This is a genomic window from Mucilaginibacter auburnensis (assembly GCF_002797815.1).
GTDB classification, from domain to species: domain Bacteria; phylum Bacteroidota; class Bacteroidia; order Sphingobacteriales; family Sphingobacteriaceae; genus Mucilaginibacter; species Mucilaginibacter auburnensis.
Window position 1 is genome coordinate 767,875 of record NZ_PGFJ01000001.1, and the last position, 21,389, is coordinate 789,263.

General features: G+C 41.7%; 22 protein-coding genes. 14 read left to right on the forward strand and 8 right to left on the reverse strand.

Features of this window, described 5'->3' with window-relative positions; all coding sequences use genetic code 11:
- Positions 1-31: 31 nt before the first annotated feature.
- The 3 genes from nusA to CLV57_RS03370 form a co-directional block, all read right to left on the reverse strand.
- Entirely contained in the window at positions 32-1,267 is a 1,236-nt protein-coding gene (gene nusA, locus CLV57_RS03360; protein ID WP_100339932.1) for a transcription termination factor NusA, read from the reverse strand.
- Positions 1,268-1,271: 4 nt separating this feature from the next.
- Entirely contained in the window at positions 1,272-1,742 is a 471-nt protein-coding gene (locus CLV57_RS03365) for a ribosome maturation factor RimP (RefSeq protein WP_100341295.1), read from the reverse strand.
- Positions 1,743-1,878: 136 nt separating this feature from the next.
- Positions 1,879-2,292 carry a hypothetical protein gene (locus CLV57_RS03370; RefSeq protein ID WP_100339933.1) on the reverse strand — a complete coding sequence of 138 codons (414 nt, stop codon included), beginning with the start codon at positions 2,290-2,292 and terminating at the stop codon, positions 1,879-1,881.
- Between the two features lie 71 nt (positions 2,293-2,363).
- Here CLV57_RS03370 and tsaE point away from each other — a divergent pair, with 71 nt between their 5' ends.
- Entirely contained in the window at positions 2,364-2,780 is a 417-nt protein-coding gene (gene tsaE, locus CLV57_RS03375) for a tRNA (adenosine(37)-N6)-threonylcarbamoyltransferase complex ATPase subunit type 1 TsaE (protein ID WP_100339934.1), read from the forward strand.
- A gap of 39 nt (positions 2,781-2,819) precedes the next feature.
- Entirely contained in the window at positions 2,820-4,046 is a 1,227-nt protein-coding gene (locus tag CLV57_RS03380; RefSeq protein WP_100339935.1) for an alanine dehydrogenase, read from the forward strand.
- Here the strand turns inward: CLV57_RS03380 and CLV57_RS03385 are convergent.
- Entirely contained in the window at positions 4,043-4,636 is a 594-nt protein-coding gene (locus tag CLV57_RS03385) for a histidine phosphatase family protein (protein ID WP_100339936.1), read from the reverse strand. The two genes, CLV57_RS03380 and CLV57_RS03385, sit on opposite strands and share 4 nt — an antisense overlap.
- Positions 4,637-4,693: 57 nt before the next feature.
- Here CLV57_RS03385 and CLV57_RS03390 point away from each other — a divergent pair, with 57 nt between their 5' ends.
- Both CLV57_RS03390 and CLV57_RS03395 read left to right on the forward strand, forming a co-directional pair.
- Positions 4,694-5,671, forward strand: coding sequence for a YihY/virulence factor BrkB family protein (locus tag CLV57_RS03390; RefSeq protein WP_100339937.1), 978 nt, complete (start codon positions 4,694-4,696; stop codon positions 5,669-5,671).
- A gap of 78 nt (positions 5,672-5,749) precedes the next feature.
- Positions 5,750-6,970: a PDZ domain-containing protein gene (locus CLV57_RS03395; RefSeq protein WP_100339938.1), complete on the forward strand. Its 1,221-nt coding sequence runs from the start codon at positions 5,750-5,752 to the stop codon at positions 6,968-6,970.
- Between the two features lie 6 nt (positions 6,971-6,976).
- On the opposite strand, the gene CLV57_RS03400 is transcribed toward CLV57_RS03395, so the two are convergent.
- The gene (locus tag CLV57_RS03400; protein WP_100339939.1) at positions 6,977-7,246 is read right to left on the reverse strand and encodes a hypothetical protein; all 270 of its coding nucleotides are present in this window, start codon (positions 7,244-7,246) and stop codon (positions 6,977-6,979) included.
- A gap of 200 nt (positions 7,247-7,446) precedes the next feature.
- On the opposite strand from CLV57_RS03400, the gene CLV57_RS03405 reads away from it, so the two are divergent.
- The 4 genes from CLV57_RS03405 (at position 7,447) to CLV57_RS03420 (ending at position 10,706) form a co-directional block, all read left to right on the forward strand.
- Positions 7,447-8,325: a glutamate--tRNA ligase family protein gene (locus tag CLV57_RS03405; RefSeq protein ID WP_100339940.1), complete on the forward strand. Its 879-nt coding sequence runs from the start codon at positions 7,447-7,449 to the stop codon at positions 8,323-8,325.
- Between the two features lie 95 nt (positions 8,326-8,420).
- Entirely contained in the window at positions 8,421-9,299 is an 879-nt protein-coding gene (gene lipA / locus CLV57_RS03410; protein ID WP_100339941.1) for a lipoyl synthase, read from the forward strand.
- Positions 9,300-9,323: 24 nt separating this feature from the next.
- Entirely contained in the window at positions 9,324-9,875 is a 552-nt protein-coding gene (locus tag CLV57_RS03415; protein WP_100339942.1) for an RNA polymerase sigma factor, read from the forward strand.
- Positions 9,876-9,881: 6 nt separating this feature from the next.
- On the forward strand, positions 9,882-10,706 hold the full coding sequence (locus CLV57_RS03420; protein WP_100339943.1) for an anti-sigma factor: 825 nt from the start codon (positions 9,882-9,884) through the stop codon (positions 10,704-10,706).
- 295 nt (positions 10,707-11,001) lie between these two features.
- On the opposite strand, the gene CLV57_RS03425 is transcribed toward CLV57_RS03420, so the two are convergent.
- The 3 genes from CLV57_RS03425 to porX are packed head-to-tail and all read right to left on the reverse strand — an operon-like array spanning position 11,002 to position 14,651.
- On the reverse strand, positions 11,002-12,507 hold the full coding sequence (locus CLV57_RS03425) for an NAD(P)H-hydrate dehydratase (protein ID WP_100339944.1): 1,506 nt from the start codon (positions 12,505-12,507) through the stop codon (positions 11,002-11,004).
- Positions 12,508-12,522: 15 nt separating this feature from the next.
- Positions 12,523-13,053 (reverse strand): GNAT family N-acetyltransferase, encoded by a 531-nt coding sequence (locus CLV57_RS03430; RefSeq protein WP_100339945.1) that lies wholly within the window; start codon positions 13,051-13,053, stop codon positions 12,523-12,525.
- Positions 13,054-13,097: 44 nt separating this feature from the next.
- Positions 13,098-14,651 (reverse strand): T9SS response regulator signal transducer PorX, encoded by a 1,554-nt coding sequence (gene porX, locus CLV57_RS03435; RefSeq protein WP_100339946.1) that lies wholly within the window; start codon positions 14,649-14,651, stop codon positions 13,098-13,100.
- Positions 14,652-14,828: 177 nt separating this feature from the next.
- Between porX and CLV57_RS03440 the strand changes: the two genes are divergently transcribed.
- The 6 genes from CLV57_RS03440 (at position 14,829) to CLV57_RS03465 (ending at position 21,324) form a co-directional block, all read left to right on the forward strand.
- The gene (locus CLV57_RS03440; RefSeq protein WP_100339947.1) at positions 14,829-16,064 is read left to right on the forward strand and encodes an HD domain-containing protein; all 1,236 of its coding nucleotides are present in this window, start codon (positions 14,829-14,831) and stop codon (positions 16,062-16,064) included.
- 105 nt (positions 16,065-16,169) lie between these two features.
- Entirely contained in the window at positions 16,170-17,210 is a 1,041-nt protein-coding gene (lpxD, locus tag CLV57_RS03445) for a UDP-3-O-(3-hydroxymyristoyl)glucosamine N-acyltransferase (RefSeq protein WP_100339948.1), read from the forward strand.
- A 69-nt stretch (positions 17,211-17,279) separates the two neighbouring features.
- Positions 17,280-18,680 carry a bifunctional UDP-3-O-[3-hydroxymyristoyl] N-acetylglucosamine deacetylase/3-hydroxyacyl-ACP dehydratase gene (locus tag CLV57_RS03450; protein WP_100339949.1) on the forward strand — a complete coding sequence of 467 codons (1,401 nt, stop codon included), beginning with the start codon at positions 17,280-17,282 and terminating at the stop codon, positions 18,678-18,680.
- 9 nt (positions 18,681-18,689) lie between these two features.
- Positions 18,690-19,472: an acyl-ACP--UDP-N-acetylglucosamine O-acyltransferase gene (gene lpxA, locus CLV57_RS03455; protein ID WP_100339950.1), complete on the forward strand. Its 783-nt coding sequence runs from the start codon at positions 18,690-18,692 to the stop codon at positions 19,470-19,472.
- 66 nt (positions 19,473-19,538) lie between these two features.
- The gene (locus CLV57_RS03460) at positions 19,539-20,168 is read left to right on the forward strand and encodes an ABC transporter ATP-binding protein (RefSeq protein ID WP_245856846.1); all 630 of its coding nucleotides are present in this window, start codon (positions 19,539-19,541) and stop codon (positions 20,166-20,168) included.
- Positions 20,169-20,172: 4 nt separating this feature from the next.
- On the forward strand, positions 20,173-21,324 hold the full coding sequence (locus CLV57_RS03465) for a glycosyltransferase (protein WP_100339951.1): 1,152 nt from the start codon (positions 20,173-20,175) through the stop codon (positions 21,322-21,324).
- The last annotated feature ends 65 nt before the right edge of the window (positions 21,325-21,389 follow it).

Genomic DNA, 21,389 nt, shown 5'->3' on the forward strand with positions numbered 1-21,389 from the left:
AAATACGATTTTTAATTCGCCTTATATTATTTTATTCAAACTCAGCTTTTAGTATTGCTAAAACATCTTTAATTGTTTCTTCCTCCAGGTCGGTACGCTTAACAAGCTCATTCACGGATAGCGCCAATACTGATTTTGCAGTATCTAAGCCTACACGTTTAAACTCGTCAAGTATCCAGCTGTCAATTTCATCTGCAAACTCTTCAATATCCACATCCTCATCATGCTCATCCGCTTCACGATAGACATCAATTTCATAGCCGGTTAATTTACCTGCCAGTTTAATGTTATGACCACCACGGCCAATAGCCAACGATACCTGATCTGGCTTTAAGTAAACAGCAGCTGTTTTTTTCTCATCATCTAATTTAATAGAAGTGATTTTTGCAGGAGATAAAGCACGCTGTATGTATAACTGAATATTGTTGGTAAAGTTTATTACGTCTATATTTTCGTTTTTCAATTCACGAACGATGCCGTGTATACGCGAGCCTTTCATACCCACGCAGGCACCTACCGGATCAATCCGGTCATCATATGATTCAACTGCAACCTTAGCGCGTTCACCTGGTTCACGAACTATCTTTTTGATAGTGATCAAGCCGTCAAAAATCTCCGGAACCTCCAGCTCAAATAAGCGCTGTAAAAACTCAGGAGCTGTACGGGAAATGATGATCTTCGGGTTAGCGTTCATCATATCAACCTTGTAAACTATCGCTTTTACGCTATCCCCCTTTTTAAAGTAGTCGGCAGGTATTTGCTCTGTTTTAGGTAACAATAATTCGTTGCCTTCATCATCAAGTACCAAAGTTTCTTTTTTCCAAACCTGGTAAACCTCGCCGGTAACTATCTCGCCAACACGGTCTTTGTATTTTTTGAATATCTCGTCTTTCTCCAGTTCCAGAATTTTTGAAACCAGTGTTTGGCGCGCGGCTAAAATAGCACGGCGACCAAAGCTTTCTAAAGTGATCAACTCAACATAATCGTCGCCAACCTCCAGGTCCTCATCATATTTACGCGCCTCAGCCAGTTCTATCTCCAGGTCATCATCCTCACTAAACCCATCTTCCATAACCGTACGTGTGCGCCATATTTCCAAGTCACCGTTATCAGTGTTCACAATAACGTCGCAGTTTTCGTCTGTACCATATTTTTTGCGGATCATGCTTCTGAAAACGTCTTCAAGCACGCTCATCATGGTAGGGCGGTCAATGTTCTTAAAATCTTTAAATTCCTGAAAGGAATCGATCAAATTAATATTGCTCATTCTTTTACTTAAATGATATTACAACTTTTGTTTCGGTTATTTGGTGCAAAGGGATAATGCTTTCAATTGCTTCCGCCTTTTTCCCTTTTTGTTTTATTTGTTCTTCAACTTGTAGCTCATCTTCGGTTAAGCCGTTCAGCTTGCCTTCACGCTTGGTGCCATCGGCCATTTTTATGGCCAGTGTACGACCGATATTTTTTGTATACTGCCTTGCCTGTGTGAGCGGCGTATCAATACCCGGGGATGAAACCTCCAGGTTATACGCAGTTTTAATAACATCCTCTTCTTCAAGCTTAAAGCCAACGTAACGGCTTATCTGTGCACACTCGCCAATGCCAATACCTTGGTCGCCATCAACCAGTATTATCAGCTTGCCGTTACTTTGCAGGCTAACGCTTACTAAAAACAGGTCTGGGCGTTCAATCTCGGCTATCTTTTCATTAACCAGTTCGGCTACCCTTTTTTCAATATTCATATCTACCTCAATTGGCGCGTTTAGCATGCGGCTGCAGCGCCAAAAAATTATTGTTAACTAAAAGAGGGGGCTAACGGCCCCCTCTTTTGTGATTTTTCGATGCAAATATAATAAATTTTATTTGATAATCAATACCCTATGGCGTAAATGTGTAATCTGCATGCGGCGGTTTCCCTTTATGGTTATTGGTTTTTATAAACTCCCAAACATTACCACTTAAGGCATAATCATAATAGCGTAAAAAATAGGTTTGCTGGTGTTTAAAAGGAGTGTCAGGTGTAAAAAACACTCCGCCGTTTTTGAGCAAATATTTTCCTGGTTGCTGGTCCTGAAAGTCTTTCATATCGGTATCAGCAGGCATGCTGTAAACAGGGAAAAGCGCTTGCAATCCCGTGCTGTCACCACGCGCAATATCATTGAGTATGGTTGAGTCCGGCCCCGTTATTTTTAGTGTAATGCCGTTGTTAACCAATTCCGTTTTAACTAAAACCGGCGTAGAACGACTGCAGCCGACAACTGCCAAAAAAAATAAAGCATAAAGTTTTCTCATTTGTTCGCTAACACAAAGTTACACATTGATTGGATGTTAATTGCCCGTTGTTTTACTTACTTTTGCGTTCAATGCAACTAAAAGCAACATCAATAACAGATCTGCCTGCAATTGCGCAACAGCTTTTAAGCCTGGCTGGTAACGAGCGCATATTTTTATTCTATGGCGATATGGGCGCGGGTAAAACCACACTCATTAAAGCGCTTTGTGCCGAGTTGGGCGTTAGCGGAGCTGTTAGCAGTCCAACTTTTGTAATTGTTAATGAGTACAACGCAAATGCGGGTCGGATTTTTCATTTTGACTTTTACCGACTTAAAACCCAAACAGAAGCTTTGGACATGGGTTGCGAGGAGTATTTTTACTCTGGCGATTATTGCTTTATTGAGTGGCCGGAGAAAATACCGGATATGCTTCCGCTCAATTATGTCAACGTAACCATTAGTGTAATAAATGATACTGCAAGGAACATCAGCTTTGAAAAAGTGTGATGTATTTTTCATATCTTCATCAGCCATAAAAAACACGTTATGAGTTCAGGGAAATACAGTGGGTTCTCAGATGTAGCCAAACAAGCCTTAATGCAACCTCAGGAAGCGCTGCTGGCTGTAAAAAGCAAAAAAAATAAACTTTATATAGGCATACCTAAAGAGACTTCTTTTCAGGAAAACCGCATTCCACTCACTCCCCTTTCGGTAGCCTTGCTGGTTAACAACGGGCACGATGTTATGCTGGAAAGCAATGCCGGCAAAGCAGCTAAATTTTTAGATAAAGATTACGCCGAACAGGGCGCAGAAATAGTTTTTGATACCAAAAAGGTTTACGAGGCCGACATTATCATTAAAATTGCCCCGCCAACCATGCAGGAAATTGAGCTGATGAAGCCTGGGCAGATACTGCTGTCTGCTTTGCAAATTTCTACCATGAAAGCGGAGTGCTTGCAGGCTATGATGGCCAAAAAAATAACTGCGCTCTGCTTTGAGGACCTGCGCGACGAAGGCGACTCATTGCCGGTAGTACGTGCTATGAGCGAAATAGTTGGTGCCACTTCTATTTTGATTGCTGCCGAATACCTGAGTAATATTTTTGGTGGAAAGGGTTTGATGCTGGGGGGTATAACCGGGGTTCCTCCAACTGAGATTGTAATATTAGGCGCTGGTACGGTTGGAGAATATGCGGCCCGTACTGCCATATCATTAGGTGCAGAGGTTAAGGTTTTTGACCCATCTATTTACAAGCTTCGCCGATTGCAAAATAATATTGGCGCACGGGTATTTACATCAGTAGTGCAGCCTATTGTTTTAGAAAAAGCCATAACCACCTGCGATGTGGCCATTGGCGCCATGCGTGCCGAAGATGGCCGCAGCCCATGTATTGTTTCGGAAGAAACGGTTAGCCGCATGAAACCCAACTCTGTTATTATTGATGTAAGTATTGATCAGGGTGGCTGCTTTGAAACCTCTGAAATTACCAACCATACGCATCCGGTTTTCCGTAAGTATGATGTTATACATTATTGTGTACCTAACATAGCCTCTCGTGTTGCGCGCACCGCTACGTACGCATTGACCAATATTTTTGCACCTATATTGCTTGATATTGGTGAGCAGGGGGGGATTAAAAATGTTATCTGGCAAAAGGCAGGCGTGCGCGATGCTGTATATATTTATCAGGGTAATTTAACAAATAAGCATATTGCCGAACGTTTTTCTTTGCCGTGTAAGGATCTTGACCTATTGATCGTGTCACACCATTAATGATTGTTCATTGGCGGAACAAATGATGGATAAAAATTCTCCAATATAAATTGTTGGGGTATCTCTGTTGAGTGTTGTGCTTTGCCGTAATGGTTAATGAAGAGTTCAGCTTTATCTGAGTTGGTGTTTAGTGTAAGCGCGAACAACAAGTCGTTATCATCATTTTGTACAGCCGAAAAAGGTGCTTTGACCCCAAGTGATTTTAACAACGGGATAATGTTAGCGGCCTTAGCTATAACAAGTACTTTATTTCCGTGAAAATTCTTTTTTATTTTATCAGCAAGTGCTGCTATGCTATCAGCATACACTTGTGGTGATACTTTAGCTTTTTGCGCTAATGGGTTGGCAGTTTGTTGGGCTGCTTTGCTATCAATGGTGTAAATAGCCTGTATTTTTTCACGCTTTAATATTTTAGCCAGTTCTTCTGCACGTGCCTGCCCCGCGCTGTTTAGGTAATCTTGTTTGCCTACAGTCTCGCCAGGCATTACTATCCATACAAATGTTTTTTGTGCAAAGGCATTAAAATTGCTTAGTAATACGCAAAATAAAAACACTTTAAACAAGCCAATGGTTGAAGCGTTGGTTTTCATAAGCAAAAAGTATATTTAAAAAGTTAGTGCGTTATACACAAATATATCCTAATTAACATGACAATTAATAAAGCATACGCTAAAAGATGCTGGAAGGTTTTAACAGCAACATTCGCGAGTTTTTCAAATGATAATGGTTTAAAGCTGAGTGCCTCACTGGCTTACTACACAGTATTTTCAATAGCTCCCTTGTTGTTTTTACTTATAGCGATTGTTGGATTGTTCCCTGTTGCCAAAGGTGATGTGTTGTATCAGGACCTTGGCACGTACATCGGTAGAGATGCAGCAACTCAAATACATTCAACTGTTACTGCACTTAAGCTAAGTGGCAAAAGTACTTTTGGCTTTGTGTTGGGTGTGGTAACGCTTATGTTGGGCGCCAGCAGCATTTTTATTGAGATACAGGATTCATTAAATATTATATGGCGCGTTAAAGCAAAACCCAAAAAGGGTTGGGTTAAAATGCTGCAAAACCGTTTTCTGTCTTTCTCTTTAATTATCAGCCTTGGTTTTTTGTTACTGGCATCTCTTTTAATTAACCTTTTAATGGACGCTTTGAGCGCGCGTATTGAACACTTTCTGCCTGTAATAACAGGTTTGATATTGAAGGGGGTTAATATGGCTATCGAAGCAATAGTGATATCGGTACTGTTTGCTATAATATTTAAATTTCTGCCGGATGTAAATATCAGGTGGAAGGATGTACGTATTGGTGCTTTTTTTACCGCGATACTTTTTATGTTAGGGCAATTTTTAATAGGTATCTATATACAAAACGTTGCACCGGGTTCTGCGTATGGCGCTGCGGGATCTATTATAGTTATTTTAGTTTGGATCTACTACACATCAGCTATATTGTATATAGGTGCCGAATTTACGCAGGTTTACGCCGAAGCCATAGGTAGTAAAATTGAGCCTGCGCCATATGCGGTTTATATAAGGCACACTGAGGTGGAAGCCAATGTAAAAGAACTTCCGCCCCAAAATCCTGAATTAGAAGGTAAGCTGAAAGATAAGGAAGAAAATAAGCAATAAAATGACGCCTTGAGCTGATGTACGTTTACAATAGAAAATATGTAAATTTATTTTCCAATTGTAAATGCCCAATAGATTATGCCCCGAGGTGCGCGTTATATTCTATTATTTGTGTTTGCTGTATCAGCACTTTGGAGTGCAAAGGTACAGGCGCAACACTTTGATATTACCGACGGCAAAAAGCGCGTTTATGTTCCGTTTAAGATGGTGCGGAGTATGGTTGTTATTCAGCTTAAAATTAACAACAGCGGCCCTTACAATTTTGTGTTAGATACAGGTGTAGGCATTATGCTTATAACAGACCATACACTTATTGACTCGATGCATATTGCCAATAAACGCACAATTAAAATTAACGGACTGGGTGAACGCGAGCAATATGAAGCTGTTGTAGCGCCGCTTATCAAGGTAAATATTGCGGGCAGCTTGGTTAGCCAAAATTTATCGGCAGCTATTTTACAGGATGACTTTTTTGGCTTATCTGATTACGCGGGCATTCCTATACACGGCCTTATAGGGCATGACTTTTTCAACCGCCTTGCAGTGAAAGTTAGTTTTACCGATAGTACCCTTGTGGTTACACCACCTGGGAAAATGCGGATATTCAGAAAGGCAGAAATATTGCCGTTAACTGTTGAAGAAAACAAACCATATATACATACCGAAGTAAATGTGGCTGATGGTAAGTTAAACGAAAAAAAATTATTAATTGATTTGGGAGCAGGGCATGCGTTGTCTTTAGAAGGCGCTGGTCAAATACCCGAAAATTGCATACCCGGCAATTTGGGAGTTGGCCTTAATGGATTGATAAATGGCTATTTAGGCAGAGTAGGTTATATTAATATAGGAAAGTTTCAAATTTGCAATTTGATAACATCTTTTCCGTCAGATGATCCCGCATTTAAAACAACTGTGCAACGTGATGGCAGTATAGGTATGGGGATTTTAAAACGCTTTGATATTATATTTGATTATCAAAATGGCATGATGTGTTTAAAGCCCAACCTTAATTTTAAAGAAGTTTCGGAGCATGATATGAGCGGGATGAGCTACCATGCCGCAGGCAAAAATTTTAACCGCCTTATTGTTGAAAAAGTTGATCCTGGTTCAGCTGCCGCTGATGTGGGCATACTGCCAAATGATGAAATACTTTCAATTAACTTCAAGCCGGTTAACAGAATGAGTTTACAACAAGTTGACGATCTTTTTAAATCAAAAGACGGCAGAAATGTTCTTGTAGAAATATCCCGGGGAAAGCTTACCGATCGTGTTGTTATAACCTTGAAACGCCGTATATAATACCGGTTATTTTAACTGACTTATATTTTCAAAAAAGGCGGTTTGCAGATCAAGCAGTGAGCGCACATTTATTTTTTCGCCGTACATATCAAAGCACAAATACTTTGATTTTTCCTGCTCACCCCATTTGCTTTTTTCTAATAGGTTAAATGTTTCAAAAAAGTAGTGGTTGGTTGTTATTTTACTCCGCTTATTAGTTTGCGATGTATTTAAACGGAAGCCAATGGTGCTTAGCCATGTGTGTACCTTGCTGTGCAGATTGCTTATGTTGTTCATGCCTAATAAGTTTTTATAAGTTTAACGAAAAATTAAAATATAGGTTTCGTTATATCGCGCTCATTTATAAACAGTTGTTAAATTTTCCAACCACACCCATCCTTGCATCACAATATTAAAACGGCAAATAATGTTTAAAACGTATGTGCCGGTTAATATTTATGCGTATTGCTTTATAAATCTGCTTAATTTTGTTCTATATGAGCAATTGGGGTGAAAAGTTCAGGTTAACAAGGATAGCGCCAACACCCAGCGGATATTTGCATTTAGGCAATGCCCTATCGTTTGTACTTACCGCCGCTATTGCAAAAAATACCAATGCGAGTCTGCTACTGCGTATTGACGACCTTGACCGCGACCGTGTAGAATCGCGGTATGTTGAGGATGTTTTTGAAACACTCAAATTTTTAAATATTCAATGGCAGATAGGCCCGGGCAGCGCGGCTGAATTTCAAAATCAATGGTCGCAATTACAACGATTGGAGCTTTATAACCCTGCACTCGATGAGTTAGCTAAAAGAAAACTGGTTTTTGCCTGCACTTGTTCGCGTAAACAGTTACAAACACCAGGCTACATCTGTAAATGTGCAGAAAGTTCTTATCCTCTTAATACACCTAACTCAGCCTGGCGATTAATAACGGACAATGAGCCGGTATCAATTAACACACTCGCAAACGGCAGGGTTGAGTTTAACCTACCTTCCGAAATGAAAAATTTTATAGTGAGGAAAAAGGACGGACATTCTGCCTATCAGCTTTCTTCGTTAATTGATGATGTGCATTTTGGCGTTGACCTGATAGTTCGAGGAGAGGATCTATGGCCTTCCACCATAGCGCAGCACTACCTGGCCAGGGTACTTGATCTGTATCAATTTAGTAACGCAACGTTTCATCATCATCAATTGCTAACTGTTAACGGCGTTGATAAACTATCCAAGTCTGCCGGTTCAACATCTTTACAATACCTGCGTGCACAAGGCGCAACCTCCGCAATTATCTACAATAAAATAGGAGAGACCTTGGGCCTTGCAGCGCCATGTGCTGATCTGGCAGACATTTCTAACAGCCTTTTGTTGTAATTGAGCACGCTATTTCGTAAAGTATTGCATCAAATGGCTGTAATATTTGCGCCGTATACCTAATGCTTTAAAAGGTTTTTATATACTTTTGTAATATGATAGAATTGCCGGTAATTCCTGCTAATCAACAAACACGCAAACCAGATTGGTTGAGAGTGAAGCTTCCTACGGGAAAAGAATATGCGCATGTACGTAGTTTGGTTGATAACCATAAACTGCATACTATTTGCGAAAGCGGCAATTGCCCAAACATGGGCGAGTGCTGGGGCGCGGGCACAGCTACCTTTATGATATTAGGTAATATTTGTACCCGTTCATGCTCGTTTTGCGCAGTTGCAACCGGCAGGCCGTTGGCTGTTGATACTGATGAGCCTAACCGTGTGGCCAATTCTGTTAAGTTAATGCAGGTTAAGCATTGTGTTATTACGTCGGTTGACCGCGATGATTTAAAAGATGGAGGCTCTATTATTTGGGCAGAAACCATCAATGCTATTCGCCGCGAAAGTCCTGATACTACTTTAGAAACATTGCTACCTGATTTTAGAGGCATATGGAATAATCTGGCCCGTGTATTGGAAACCCGCCCCGAGGTGGTATCTCACAATTTGGAGACCGTTAGGCGACTTACCCGCGAGGTACGCATACAAGCAAAATATGATCGCAGTTTAGAAGCTTTAAAGCAGATATCAGAAGCAGGTTTACGTACAAAATCGGGCATTATGCTGGGTTTAGGTGAAACAGAGGCTGACGTTTTAGAAGCCATGGACGACCTTTTGGCTGCGGGCGTACACATTTTAACTTTAGGCCAATATTTACAGCCTACACGTAATCATCACCCGGTGGTTGACTGGATACATCCTGATCAATTTGCATTTTATAAAGAAGTTGGATTAAGTAAAGGATTCAGGTATGTAGAGAGCGGCCCATTGGTGCGTTCATCTTACCATGCTGAAAAACATCTGTTTGAAATCTAACATATCCTTTTTATATTCATCCCGTTGAGTAAAAAAAGGAAAATATCTCTTACAGAAGAAGAACTCGTTCTGGCCCTGCAAAGGCGTGAAAAAATAGCCATTGATGCTTTGTATGATATGTACTCAGCTTCATTGTTTGGCGTTATTTCGCGCATTATTAATGATACCCCTACAGCCGAAGATGTTTTGCAGGAAACGTTTGTGAAAATATGGCACTCATTTGCTGCCTACAGCCCTGAAAAGGGCAGACTTTTTACCTGGATGGTAAACATTGCGCGTAATCTTTCTATTGATAAGCTGCGATCGCGCGATTTTAAAAACCAAACTAAAAACCAGGAGATAGAAAATAACGTAACTTTCATTGACGAGCAAAGAAATACGGTTTACAAACCCGAATTGCTGGGAATAAAAGACATGGTGAAAACCTTGAAGCCCGAGCAGCAGGCCATACTTGATCTGGTATACTTTAAAGGTTATACCCACGTAGAGGCCGCCGAAGAACTGGGCATACCGCTTGGAACAATAAAAACGCGGTTAAGAACAGCCATTATTGAGTTAAGGAAGTATTTTAATTAACGAAAGTTGAACGAAGTAAAAGCATATATTGAATCCGGCATACTTGAGCTGTATGTTTTAGGGGATGTTAGCCCCGAAGAACGCGTCCAGGTAGAGCAAATGGCGGCCACTCATCCTGCAATAAAAGCAGAGCTGCATGAGGTAGAGCAAGCTATGGAGTTCTATGCCGAAGAAAATGCAGTTCAACCATCTGAGCAGCACCGCGCCAGAACGCTTGGCAGTGTGTTAACCAATTTTGCTGATGATACAACCTTTGATAAGAAACGCACGCAGCCTGAAGCTAATGTTGTTCAGTTAAATCCTCCGGGCAAAGGCAGTTTTTATAAATACGCGTTCGCGGCAAGCCTGGTTATGCTCATAGGTAGCCTTGTTGCACTTTATAACGTTTACAATAAGCTGCAGCACAGCAATCAGCAGTTGTTAGTGCTGAATACGCAAAATGAAAGGTTTAGTAAGGTTATCAACCAAATGGGCGAAGAAATCAGCGTTTTCAGAGATCCATCTTTTAAACTTCTTACCTTAAAAGGCACTGACAAAATGCCTTCCGCTAAAATGACCGTTGCGTGGAGCCCTGTTAAAAAGAAAGTAATGATTGACATGGGAGGTACTGAACTCCCTAAAAATGATACTAACCACCAGTACCAGCTATGGGCGATTGTTAACGGCAAACCTGTTGACCTTGGAGTGTTTGACAAAGCTATAGCCGACTCGGTTGATATGGTGCCTATGAAACCTGTTGCACTGGCAAGCGCATTTGCTGTAACACTTGAGCCTCGAGGCGGCAGTGTTAACCCAACCATGAACGAAATGGTGGTAATTGGTCAGTTTTAATCTGACGGGATTTCTCAAAAAAATCTTCTTTTTTTTCTGTTTTAGTTAAAAATTGTTAAAAATGGATGTTGATATACCATTTTTGGCTTGAAAGCGTTTGGTTTAAAAGTAAAATGAAACGCATTGTGCTGCCGAACGCATTTTTGGTAACGTTTTTGAAAAAAAACATTCATTTTACTGTAACGAAACCTATATAATGGGTGTCTTATAGTTAAACAAAGCGAGAGTATTAGTTCTTTATAAGATCAGTTAATATGTTAGGAAAACGGAGGTGTGATACTCGCCTCCGTTTTTTTTATGCCAACAATTTTGCCATTGTAGCAGGCAACCTGTTGGCTATCTGGGTTGGCGTAACCACATAGGCCCGGTCGGGAAGCGCCAGTTCATCGCCAGCTTTACCGTGAATATATACACCAAGCAGGCAGGCTTCCTCAGGTTGGTATTTTTGTGCAATCAATGAGGTTATAATCCCGGTTAATACATCGCCCATACCTCCCGTTGCCATGGCAGGGTTACTTGTTGAATTAAAGTAAACCTTGCCGTGAGGCGTAATTATAAGGGTATAATCATTCTTCAAAACTATATTAATACCCAACTCCGCAGCTTTTACACGCGCCGTTTGCATGCGTTGCCACCAGTTATTGTGCTCACCAAACAAGCGGTCAAATTCTTTCATATGCGGCGTCAAAATACTCTCTGCAGGTAGTTTTTTTAACAGGATGGGGTTTTCGGCTAATAAATTAAGCGCATCAGCATCTGCAACTATAGGGTTGCAAAAACGCTCCAATACATCACTTAATAGTTGAAGTGCAATTGCTTTCTTACCCAATCCCGGGCCAATACCAACAGCTGTATATTTATCCCATTCAATATTTAGTTGTTCATCATCCTGCCGCAAAACGGCCATAATTTCCGGATGGGAACTGTTTAATGCGAATAAACCGGCTTGCGGTATGCATGCCGTAGTTAACCCTGCACCTGCATATAAACATGCAGACGAACTCAGCAGTGCTGCACCCATGGTTTCAGCTTCACCGGCAATAATGAATGCGTGCCCATAAGTGCCTTTGTTACTGAAATGATGCCGCGGCTTAATTAACGCTCTTGCATCCTTTTCCTCAAGAAATTGATAGGGAGAATCGAGAGAATTGGTAAAAGTCTCGCTTAGTCCAATGTTAACCGTTTGCCAGCAATCTACATACTTTGCCGAATCAGGCAGCAGGAAATTGATCTTGGGTTGTTGAAACGAGATCACAACATCGGCCTTAATAACAGGCGCATCGACGGGCATCTCTCCATCCGCAAAAAAACCTGTTGGAATATCAACAGCTACTTTTCCTGCTGATAAACCGTTAATGAATTTGGCAAGCTTTTCATAATCGCCGCTTAAAGCTTTATTTAAACCTGTGCCTAAAAGCGCGTCTATAATAATCGCAGCATTTTCCTGCAGAAGATCTTCGCCGGGTAAAAGTGCGGTGATTGGAATAGCCAGTTGAATTAAACGGGCTAAGTTGGTGTCAAAATCGGCTGTTGAACGATTGGAGTAGCTTGCTATTTTAACATCAAGTTGGGTATAGCCATGCTCAAACAACATGCGTGAAATGGCCAGCCCGTCGCCGCCATTGTTGCCTGAGCCGCAATAAACAGCTATGCTTTCTTTTCGATCAGGGTAATGATTTACAAACCAACCAACAAACGCTTTAGAGGCCCGCTCCATCAGATCAATTGAACTTACAGGCTCATTACTGATGGTATAGGCATCGGCTTCTCGAATTTGTTGGGCAGTTAGTAAGGGCAGCATAGTAAATGAATTGAATTACCGGGATTTTGTTTTAGGCGGATGTAGGGTGTAAATGCACTCGTCTAAAATTAATCCATTTTTTATAACGGATGCAGTTAATATGCCTTGTTTTTTAAAGCCGGCCTTCTCTAACACCCGCATTGAAGCTATGTTGTTACCTAAAGTATTAGCCTGTATGCAAATAACATCAAGATTTGAAAAAGCGTAATCCGCAATAAGCTTTACAGCTTCGGTCATTATACCTTTCCCGCTAAATGTGGGGCTTATCCAATACCCCAACAGCGGTGTTTTGCGATAGATGTCTGCCCTCATATCAACCCCGATCACACCGGCCACTTCACCTTCAATCTCTAAAGCAAAGTTGGTTACAGGTTCTTCAGGTATTTTCAGGTTGATAAATGCTTCAGCATCTTCCAGTGTATATGGGGCTGGAAACCGATCAAGAAGCATTGATGAAACACGTTCGTCGTTACCATTTTTTCGCAGCGACGGTGCATCGCCAACCTCCCAGCGCCTGAGGATGAAATTACTTCCGGTTAATACCATGCTTAAAAATAGGTATAACCGTTTAAATTTTAAGTTAATTATTCCTATTTCGGCCCGTAAGTAACTACCGGGATGATCATTTCTTCTAAAGAGATACCCCCATGCTGAAAGGTCTCGTTATAAAAATTAACAAAGTGGTTGTAGTTGTTAGGGTAAACAAAAAAGGTATCCTCTTTAGCAAAAACAAAACTTGAACTTACATGCAGTTTAGGCAGCATAGCGTCATGCGGGTTGCGTATATGGAAAACGTCTTTCGCGTTAAAATTAAGATTACGGCCCTGTTTGTAACGTAAGTTGGTATTGGTATTGCGGTCGCCAATTAACTTGCTTGGTTTTTTTACACGGATGGTGCCATGGTCTGTAGAGATAATAACACGCGCCTGTTTGGTACTTAGAAACTTAAGCAGGTCTAACAGTGGCGAGTGCTCAAACCAAGATAGTGTTAAAGAGCGGTAAGCTGCATCGTCGCTGGCCAGCTCGCGTATCATTTGCATATCAGTACGCGCGTGAGACAGCATGTCAACAAAGTTGTAAACCACTACATTCAGATCGTTTTTCAGTAAATTGCTAACCGTATCATTCAGATTGCGGCCTTCGTCCAGGTTCAATATTTTATGGTAAGAGTGCTTAACGTCTTTGCGCAATACTCTGCTGAGCTGATCAGCCAGGAAATCAGCTTCAAACAGGTTCTTTCCGCCTTCGTCTTCATCATTTTGCCATTTATCAGGGAAGCGTTTCTCCATATCCAGCGGCATCAGGCCGGCGAAAATGGAGTTTCGTGCATATTGGGTGGCGGTAGGCAGTATACTATAATAAGTATCTTCTTCCTCCAAACGGAAATATTCTGAGATGATAGGATTAATGATCTTGAACTGATCATAGCGCAAATTATCTATCAGTATAAAAAACAGCGGGCCTTTACCATCCAGTTTAGGAAATACTTTTTTCCGGAACAGCTGACTTGAATTTATCGGCGCGTCTTCCGGATTTTTGAGCCATCCAAGATAGTTCTTCTCAACAAACTTGCAGAACTGTGTATTGGCCTCGGCCTTTTGCATGGTTAATATTTCATGCATACCTGCGTCTTCCAGCTGCTGCAGCTCCAATTCCCAGTATATCAATTTCTTGTAAACATCAACCCACTCCTGGTAGCTCAGGTTGTCATTTAAAGTAATACCCAGGTTCCGGAAATCCTGCTGATAAGCCATGGTGGTACGTTCGGTTACCAGACGCTTATTCTCCGTTAGTTTTTTTATGGTGAGCAATATCTGTTTGGGGTGCACCGGTTTAATAAGGTAATCATCAATTTTTGAACCGATAGCGTCTTCCATCAAATACTCTTCCTCGCTTTTGGTGATCATTACAATCGGTACATCGTTATTAATATTTTTGATGCGCGCCAGTGTTTCAATACCGGTTAGGCCGGGCATATTCTCATCCAAAAAAACCAGATCGAAATAGGCATTGGTAAAAGCTTCAATGGCATCATTACCATTGGTTACGGTAGTCACCTTATATCCTTTTTCATTTAGAAAAAGCACGTGTGGTTTTAACAGATCTATTTCGTCGTCGGCCCAAAGTATGTTGGTATCTTGCATGGTATGTATTGTAAAGTCAAATAATAGCGGCTGCCATAAAAATAAGGCTTAGCTTTCAATTAACCCCAAAGCAAGTTAATTGTTACGGTTTTATAGCTTAATTAACAAAAATTAACATAAGGGTGTTAATCGCTTTATTTATTTTATTTTGTCATTTTTGCAATATAAAATCTGCATTTGAATAAGCGAAAGATAATTAACGACCCGGTTTACGGGTTTATCACCATACCAACCGATCTGGTTTTTGACCTGATCGAACACCCATATTTTCAGCGACTAAGGTATATTAAACAATTGGGCATGACCCACCTGGTTTACCCCGGCGCTTTGCATACCCGTTTTCATCATGCGCTGGGTGCTATGCATCTGATGAAGTTATCCCTTGAGGTATTGCGCTCAAAAGGACACGAGATAACCCCTGACGAGGAGGAAGGCGTAACCATTGCTATATTATTACATGATGTTGGTCATGGTCCCTTCTCTCACGCTTTAGAACATACGCTGGTTGAAGGAATCTCGCATGAGGATATCTCTGTTATGCTGATGGACCGGCTCAACAAGCAGTTTGATGGTCGGTTAACTACTGCCATCAGCATATTTAAAGGCACGTACGCAAAGGGCTTTTTGCACGAACTGGTTTCAAGTCAGCTGGATATGGATAGACTGGATTACTTGAACCGCGATAGTTTTTTTACCGGAGTATCCGAAGGTGTGATCAGTTCAGATCGCATCATCAAAATGCTGAATGTAAAAGATGGGCATATAGCCATTGAAGAAAAAGGCATTTACTCGGTTGAGAAATTTTTAATTGCCCGCCGCCTGATGTACTGGCAGGTATATCTGCATAAAACGGTTATTGCCGGCGAGCAATTACTGGTTAAAATATTACAACGCGCACGAAAATTGGTTATGCAAGGGCACAGGCTTTTTGCCACACCTGCGTTGGAGCACCTGTTAACCAATAAAATTACCGGCGATGCGTCACTGCTGGCTGATCATCACCTGGAAATATTCACAGCTTTAGATGATACCGATATCATGTCGGCAGTAAAAGTTTGGGCTACGCATGAAGATTTTGTACTGGCCAAGCTGTGTACAGATTTTGTACAGCGCAAGCTTTTTCATGTAGATATTACCGCCCAGCCTATAGCAGCAGGCTACATTGATGAATTGACCGAAAGGGCAGCATCGCGCTACAATATTTCAAAGGAGGATGCCGGGTATTTTGTATTTGGTGATTCTATAAGGAATGATGCCTATCAACCAGGCGATGGAAACATACGTATATTAATGAAGAATGGAAGTATAATAGATATTGCCGCCGCCAGCGATAACTCTAATTTAGAGGCCCTGGCTAAAACGGTTAAGAAATACATACTTTGTTATAGTAAAGATTTGGTAGCCAGAGATTAGGTGATTTGTGATTAGAGATTAGTTTTTAACCGTTAAAAATAGACTGATGACACCTAATCACCAATCACTAATCAACTAATCACTAATTTTAATAAATTTGCCGCAATGCAGTTTACAGCACAGGATATAGCATTTGTATTAAACGGAACGGTTGAGGGCGACCCGCTTGTTACCGTTAACCGCCTCGCTAAAATAGAGGAGGGAACTCCGGGTAGTTTAACTTTTCTGTCTAATCCAAAATATGAGCAGCACCTGTACACCACAGATGCCTCAATTGCTATTGTAAACAGCAATTTACAGTTAAGCGCTCCTGTAAAGGCTACATTAATAAGGGTAGAGAATGCTTACAGCGCCTTTACCATATTGCTTGAGAAGTATAACACCTATAAATTACATAAAGAAGGTATTGAACAACCCAGCTTTATACACGAAACAGCCACTTTAGGCGAAAACGTTTACGTAGGTGCGTTCGCGTATATTGGCCCGGGTGTAAAGATTGGTAACAATAGCAAGATCTATCCGCACACATATGTAGGCGATAATGTAACTATCGGCAACGATTGTACACTTTTTGCCAATGTAAAGGTGTATTTTGATTGTGTGTTAGGTAACAATGTTATCATACACTCCGGCGCGGTTATAGGCAGCGATGGTTTTGGCTTTGCGCCTAACCCTGATGGTACCTACACTAAAATACCGCAAATAGGTAATGTGGTGCTGGCAAATGACGTTGAGGTTGGTTCAAACACAACTGTTGATCGCGCTACTATGGGATCAACTGTATTGCATAACGGTGTGAAACTGGATAATTTGGTGCAAATAGCTCACAACGTTGAAATTGGCGCCAATACGGTAATAGCCGCACAAACCGGCATATCTGGCAGTACCAAACTTGGCGAGAACGTATTGTTAGGCGGCCAGGTTGGTGTGGTTGGGCATATCAGCCTGGCAAAAGGTACACAGGCCCAGGCACAATCAGGCATAGGCAAAACCATTAAGGAAGAAAATACCAAGGTGGCTGGTTCGCCGGCGTTTGCTTACGGCAGCCAGATGCGGTCAAACATTGTGATACAACGCCTGCCTGAACTGGAGAAGCGGGTAAACGAATTAGAAAAAATAATAGCGCAGCTGAAGGCTGGTGAATAGTGATTGGAGATTAGTTGATTAGTTAGATTGAAGCCTAATGACTAATATCCAATGACCAATGACTAAAAGATGAACATTAAACAAAGAACTATCAAGGCGCCGGTAACTGTATCTGGCGCGGGTTTACACACAGGCGAGAAAGTAACCATGACCTTCAACCCTGCACCCGAGAACCATGGCTATAAATTCAGGAGGGTAGATGTAGAGGGAATGCCGGTTATTGATGCCGATGTTGATAATGTTACCGATACTTCACGAGGTACTACCTTGTCGCAAAACGGTGCGAGCGTGAGTACAATTGAGCATGTTTTGGCAGCCTTGGTTGGCTTGGAGATAGACAATGTGCTGATTGATATGGATGGTCCGGAAACACCCATCATGGACGGAAGTTCTATTCAGTTTGTTGACGCCATATTAAATGCAGGTTTGGTTGAGCAGGATGCTGATCGTGAATATTATCATATTCCTTACAACATACATTACTCGGAACCAGACCGCAAGGTAGACATGGTAGCCATGCCTTTGGATGATTACCGCTTTACCTGTATGGTTGACTATAACTCGCAGGTATTGGGCAGCCAGCATGCTACTATATCAAGTATAACCGAATTTGTTAAAGAGATTGCGTCAAGCCGTACATTTTGCTTTTTGCATGAACTGGAAATGCTGTTAAAGCACGACCTGATAAAAGGCGGCGATCTTAATAATGCCATTGTAGTGGTTGATAAGAATGTTGACGAGTCGGAATTACAACACCTGGCTAAACTATTTAACCGTAAAGACATAAAAGTTGCTCCGCAGGGCATCTTAAACAATATTGAACTGCGCCATCAAAACGAGCCCGCACGCCACAAACTGCTGGATATGATCGGTGATCTGGCGCTGGTAGGTGTCCCACTGCGCGGGCATATTATGGCTGCAAGACCCGGACACGCTGCAAACGTTGCTTTCGCCAAAAAAATAAAAACGCTGATCAAAAAAGAGCGTAGCCGCAAGCACTTTAAGGTGTATGATCCTAACATGAAGCCGGTTTATGATACCGTGCAGATCATGAAGATATTACCTCACCGTCAGCCTATGTTGCTGATCGATAAAATTCTGGAGCTTTCAAAAAGCCACGTAGTAGGTTTGAAGAATGTTACCATGAACGAGGAAATATTTAAAGGACACTTCCCTGATGCACCGCTTTTCCCGGGTGTATTACAAATTGAGGCTATGGCACAAACCGGCGGAATTTTGGTTCTGAACACTGTTCCCGATCCTGAAAATTACATCACCTTATTCTTAAAAATAGAAAATGCGCGGTTTAAAGATAAGGTTGTGCCCGGCGATACGTTAATATTCCATTGTAACCTGTTAGCGCCTATCCGCCGCGGTATTGCGCAGATGAAGGGCATTGGTACAGTAGGTGAGCGGGTGGTAGTAGAGGCCGAGTTAATGGCGCAGATAGTAAGAAAACAAAATTCGTAATAACAGAACATGATCCAACCCTTAGCATATATACATCCGCAGGCCAAAATAGCCGACAATGTTGTGATTGAACCTTTTGTTACTATCCACAAGGATGTGGAGGTTGGAGAAGGTACCTGGATAGGTTCAAACTCGGTGATAATGGATGGTGCACGTATTGGCAAAAATTGTCGCATTTTTCCGGGGGCTGTTGTTTCTGCACCACCGCAGGATCTGAAATACAAAGGCGAACCCAGCACCGTTACCGTTGGCGATAATACCGTTATCCGCGAATGCGTAACCCTTAACCGCGGTACCGCTCTTGATAAAAACACTACCACAATTGGCAGTAATTGCTTGTTGATGGCTTACGTGCACGTAGCCCATGATTGTGTTATTGGCGATAATGTGATCATAGCTAACTCTGTGCAGCTGGCAGGGCACATCAATGTTTATGATCACGCTTTCATTGGCGGAACATCAGCAGTGCATCAGTTTGTAGAGATCGGTGCGCATAGCATGATATCGGGCGGCTCGTTAGTACGTAAAGATGTACCTCCTTTTACAAAAGCTGGCCGTGAACCATTGTCATATATTGGTATTAACTCAGTTGGCTTGCGTAGGAGAGGTTTTTCAGCAGCAACCATTAACGAGATACAGGAGATCTACCGGATCATCTTCCTTAAAAAATACAATGTAACCAAAGCCCTTGATATTATTGAGGCCGAATTTAAGCCAACTGTTGAACGCGACGAGATAGTCAATTTCGTATCGAACTCGCAACGTGGTATTATGAAGGGGTTTGGAATTTAACATAAGTCCATGGACGATAGTCGATAGTCCATGGAGCAATTTACTATGGTCTATCGACTATGGACTATGGACAACCAACTAACCATCTCCCTCAATCAAATAGGCCGCCGCTTTAACCGCGACTGGATATTTAAGGGGATCGATTATACTTTTACTACCGGCGAAAGCTATGCAGTACTTGGGCCTAATGGTTCGGGTAAATCAACGCTGCTGCAAATTTTAAATGGTAGTTTAGGGCCTTCAACCGGTAAAATTGAGTTTGCCCTTGATGGACTGGCGCTGGAGGTGGAAAAAGTTTTCAATTACCTGAGTTTAGCTGCTCCCTACCTTGAGTTGATTGAGGAATTCTCATTGGAAGAGATGATAGACTTTCATTTCAAATTTAAAAACTACCAGGCCGGTATCACCAAAGAAAACTTAATAGAACTGCTTAGCTTACCGGGCAGCAAAGCCAAACTTATTAAATACTTTTCTTCGGGAATGAAACAGCGTTTAAAACTCGCGCTGGCCTTTTGTTCTGACACGCCTATGTTGATGCTGGACGAACCTACATCAAATCTGGATAACCAGGGCGTAGACTGGTACCTCAATCTGGTTGAGCGTTTCTCAGCCGGAAGGCTAACCATAGTTTGCTCTAACCAGGAACATGAGTACAGTTTTTGTAAACACCGCTTAAGTATATCAGACTATAAATAACAGCATGACCATAAACACCCTGCTTGAGATATATGGTATTGTTGCGGGTGCTACCTGGATAGGTGTTGTTGTTTACCTGATAATTGGATTTAAGAAAATAAAGATGCTGAAGGATCAGCCGCTCAGCAACGCTTTTCCACCCCTGGCAATTATTATCCCGGTGCGTAACGAGGAAGAGAATCTGGAAAACGCGTTGCAAAGCGTTTGTAATATCAATTATCCTAATTATCGCATCATCGCGGTAAACGATCGCTCGACTGATAGTACCGGTGAGATTTTAAGTAAGTTAAATGCAAAGTACCCACAGCTAACGGTAACAACTATTGCTGATCTGCCCCATGGTTGGTTAGGTAAAAATAATGCCTTATATCAGGGCTACCTTTCAAGTACCGAAGAATGGATGCTATTTACTGATGCTGATGTGGAATATCAACCGGACGCTATTAGCAAAGCCGTGGGCTACGCTATAAACAACAATTTGGATAACCTTGCAGTGCTACCCAACATAATATCCAGATCGGGCTTGCTTAATAGTGTGCTGTCATCATTCACCATTATGCTCATGATCTACTTGCGGCCCTGGGATGCCATTAAGCCAGGTACAAAGGCGCACATTGGGGTTGGCGCATTTTGCCTGGTAAAGCGTAGCGCCTATGAGAAGGCAGGCACACACGCCAATATTAAATTGCGGCCGGACGATGATGTGATGCTCGGTAAAAACATTAAAATGGCCGGCTTGCGGCAGGGTGTTTTAGGAGGAAGGGAAGCCATCGGTCTGGAATGGTACACCAGTTTGAAACAGTTTGTTGACGGTTTAATGAAGAACACCTTCGCAACGGCTGGTTATAATCCGGTTATGGCAATAGGTTTTATTATGGCTTGCATAGTTTGTTTTACTTTGCCTATACCCGTTATGCTTATTTTTGGCGGTGTTAATATTAAGCTATTGGCGGGCGCGGTACTATTCGCTCAAATAATTTACATGCTTACTATTAAGCCCAATAAATGGTGGTACGCGTTTGTAATACCATTTGCAGGTGGGCTAATGGGGTATATATTTTTAAAATCGATGCTGATAACACTTAAACAGGGTGGTATTTACTGGCGTGATAGCTTTTATTCGCTCAAAATGCTTAAAGAGGGTAGTAATTACTGACAGGATTTTGTCAGTAGCTCTTGGTGGCTCTTAGTGGTTCTTGGTGGCTCTTTGGGTTCTTGGTG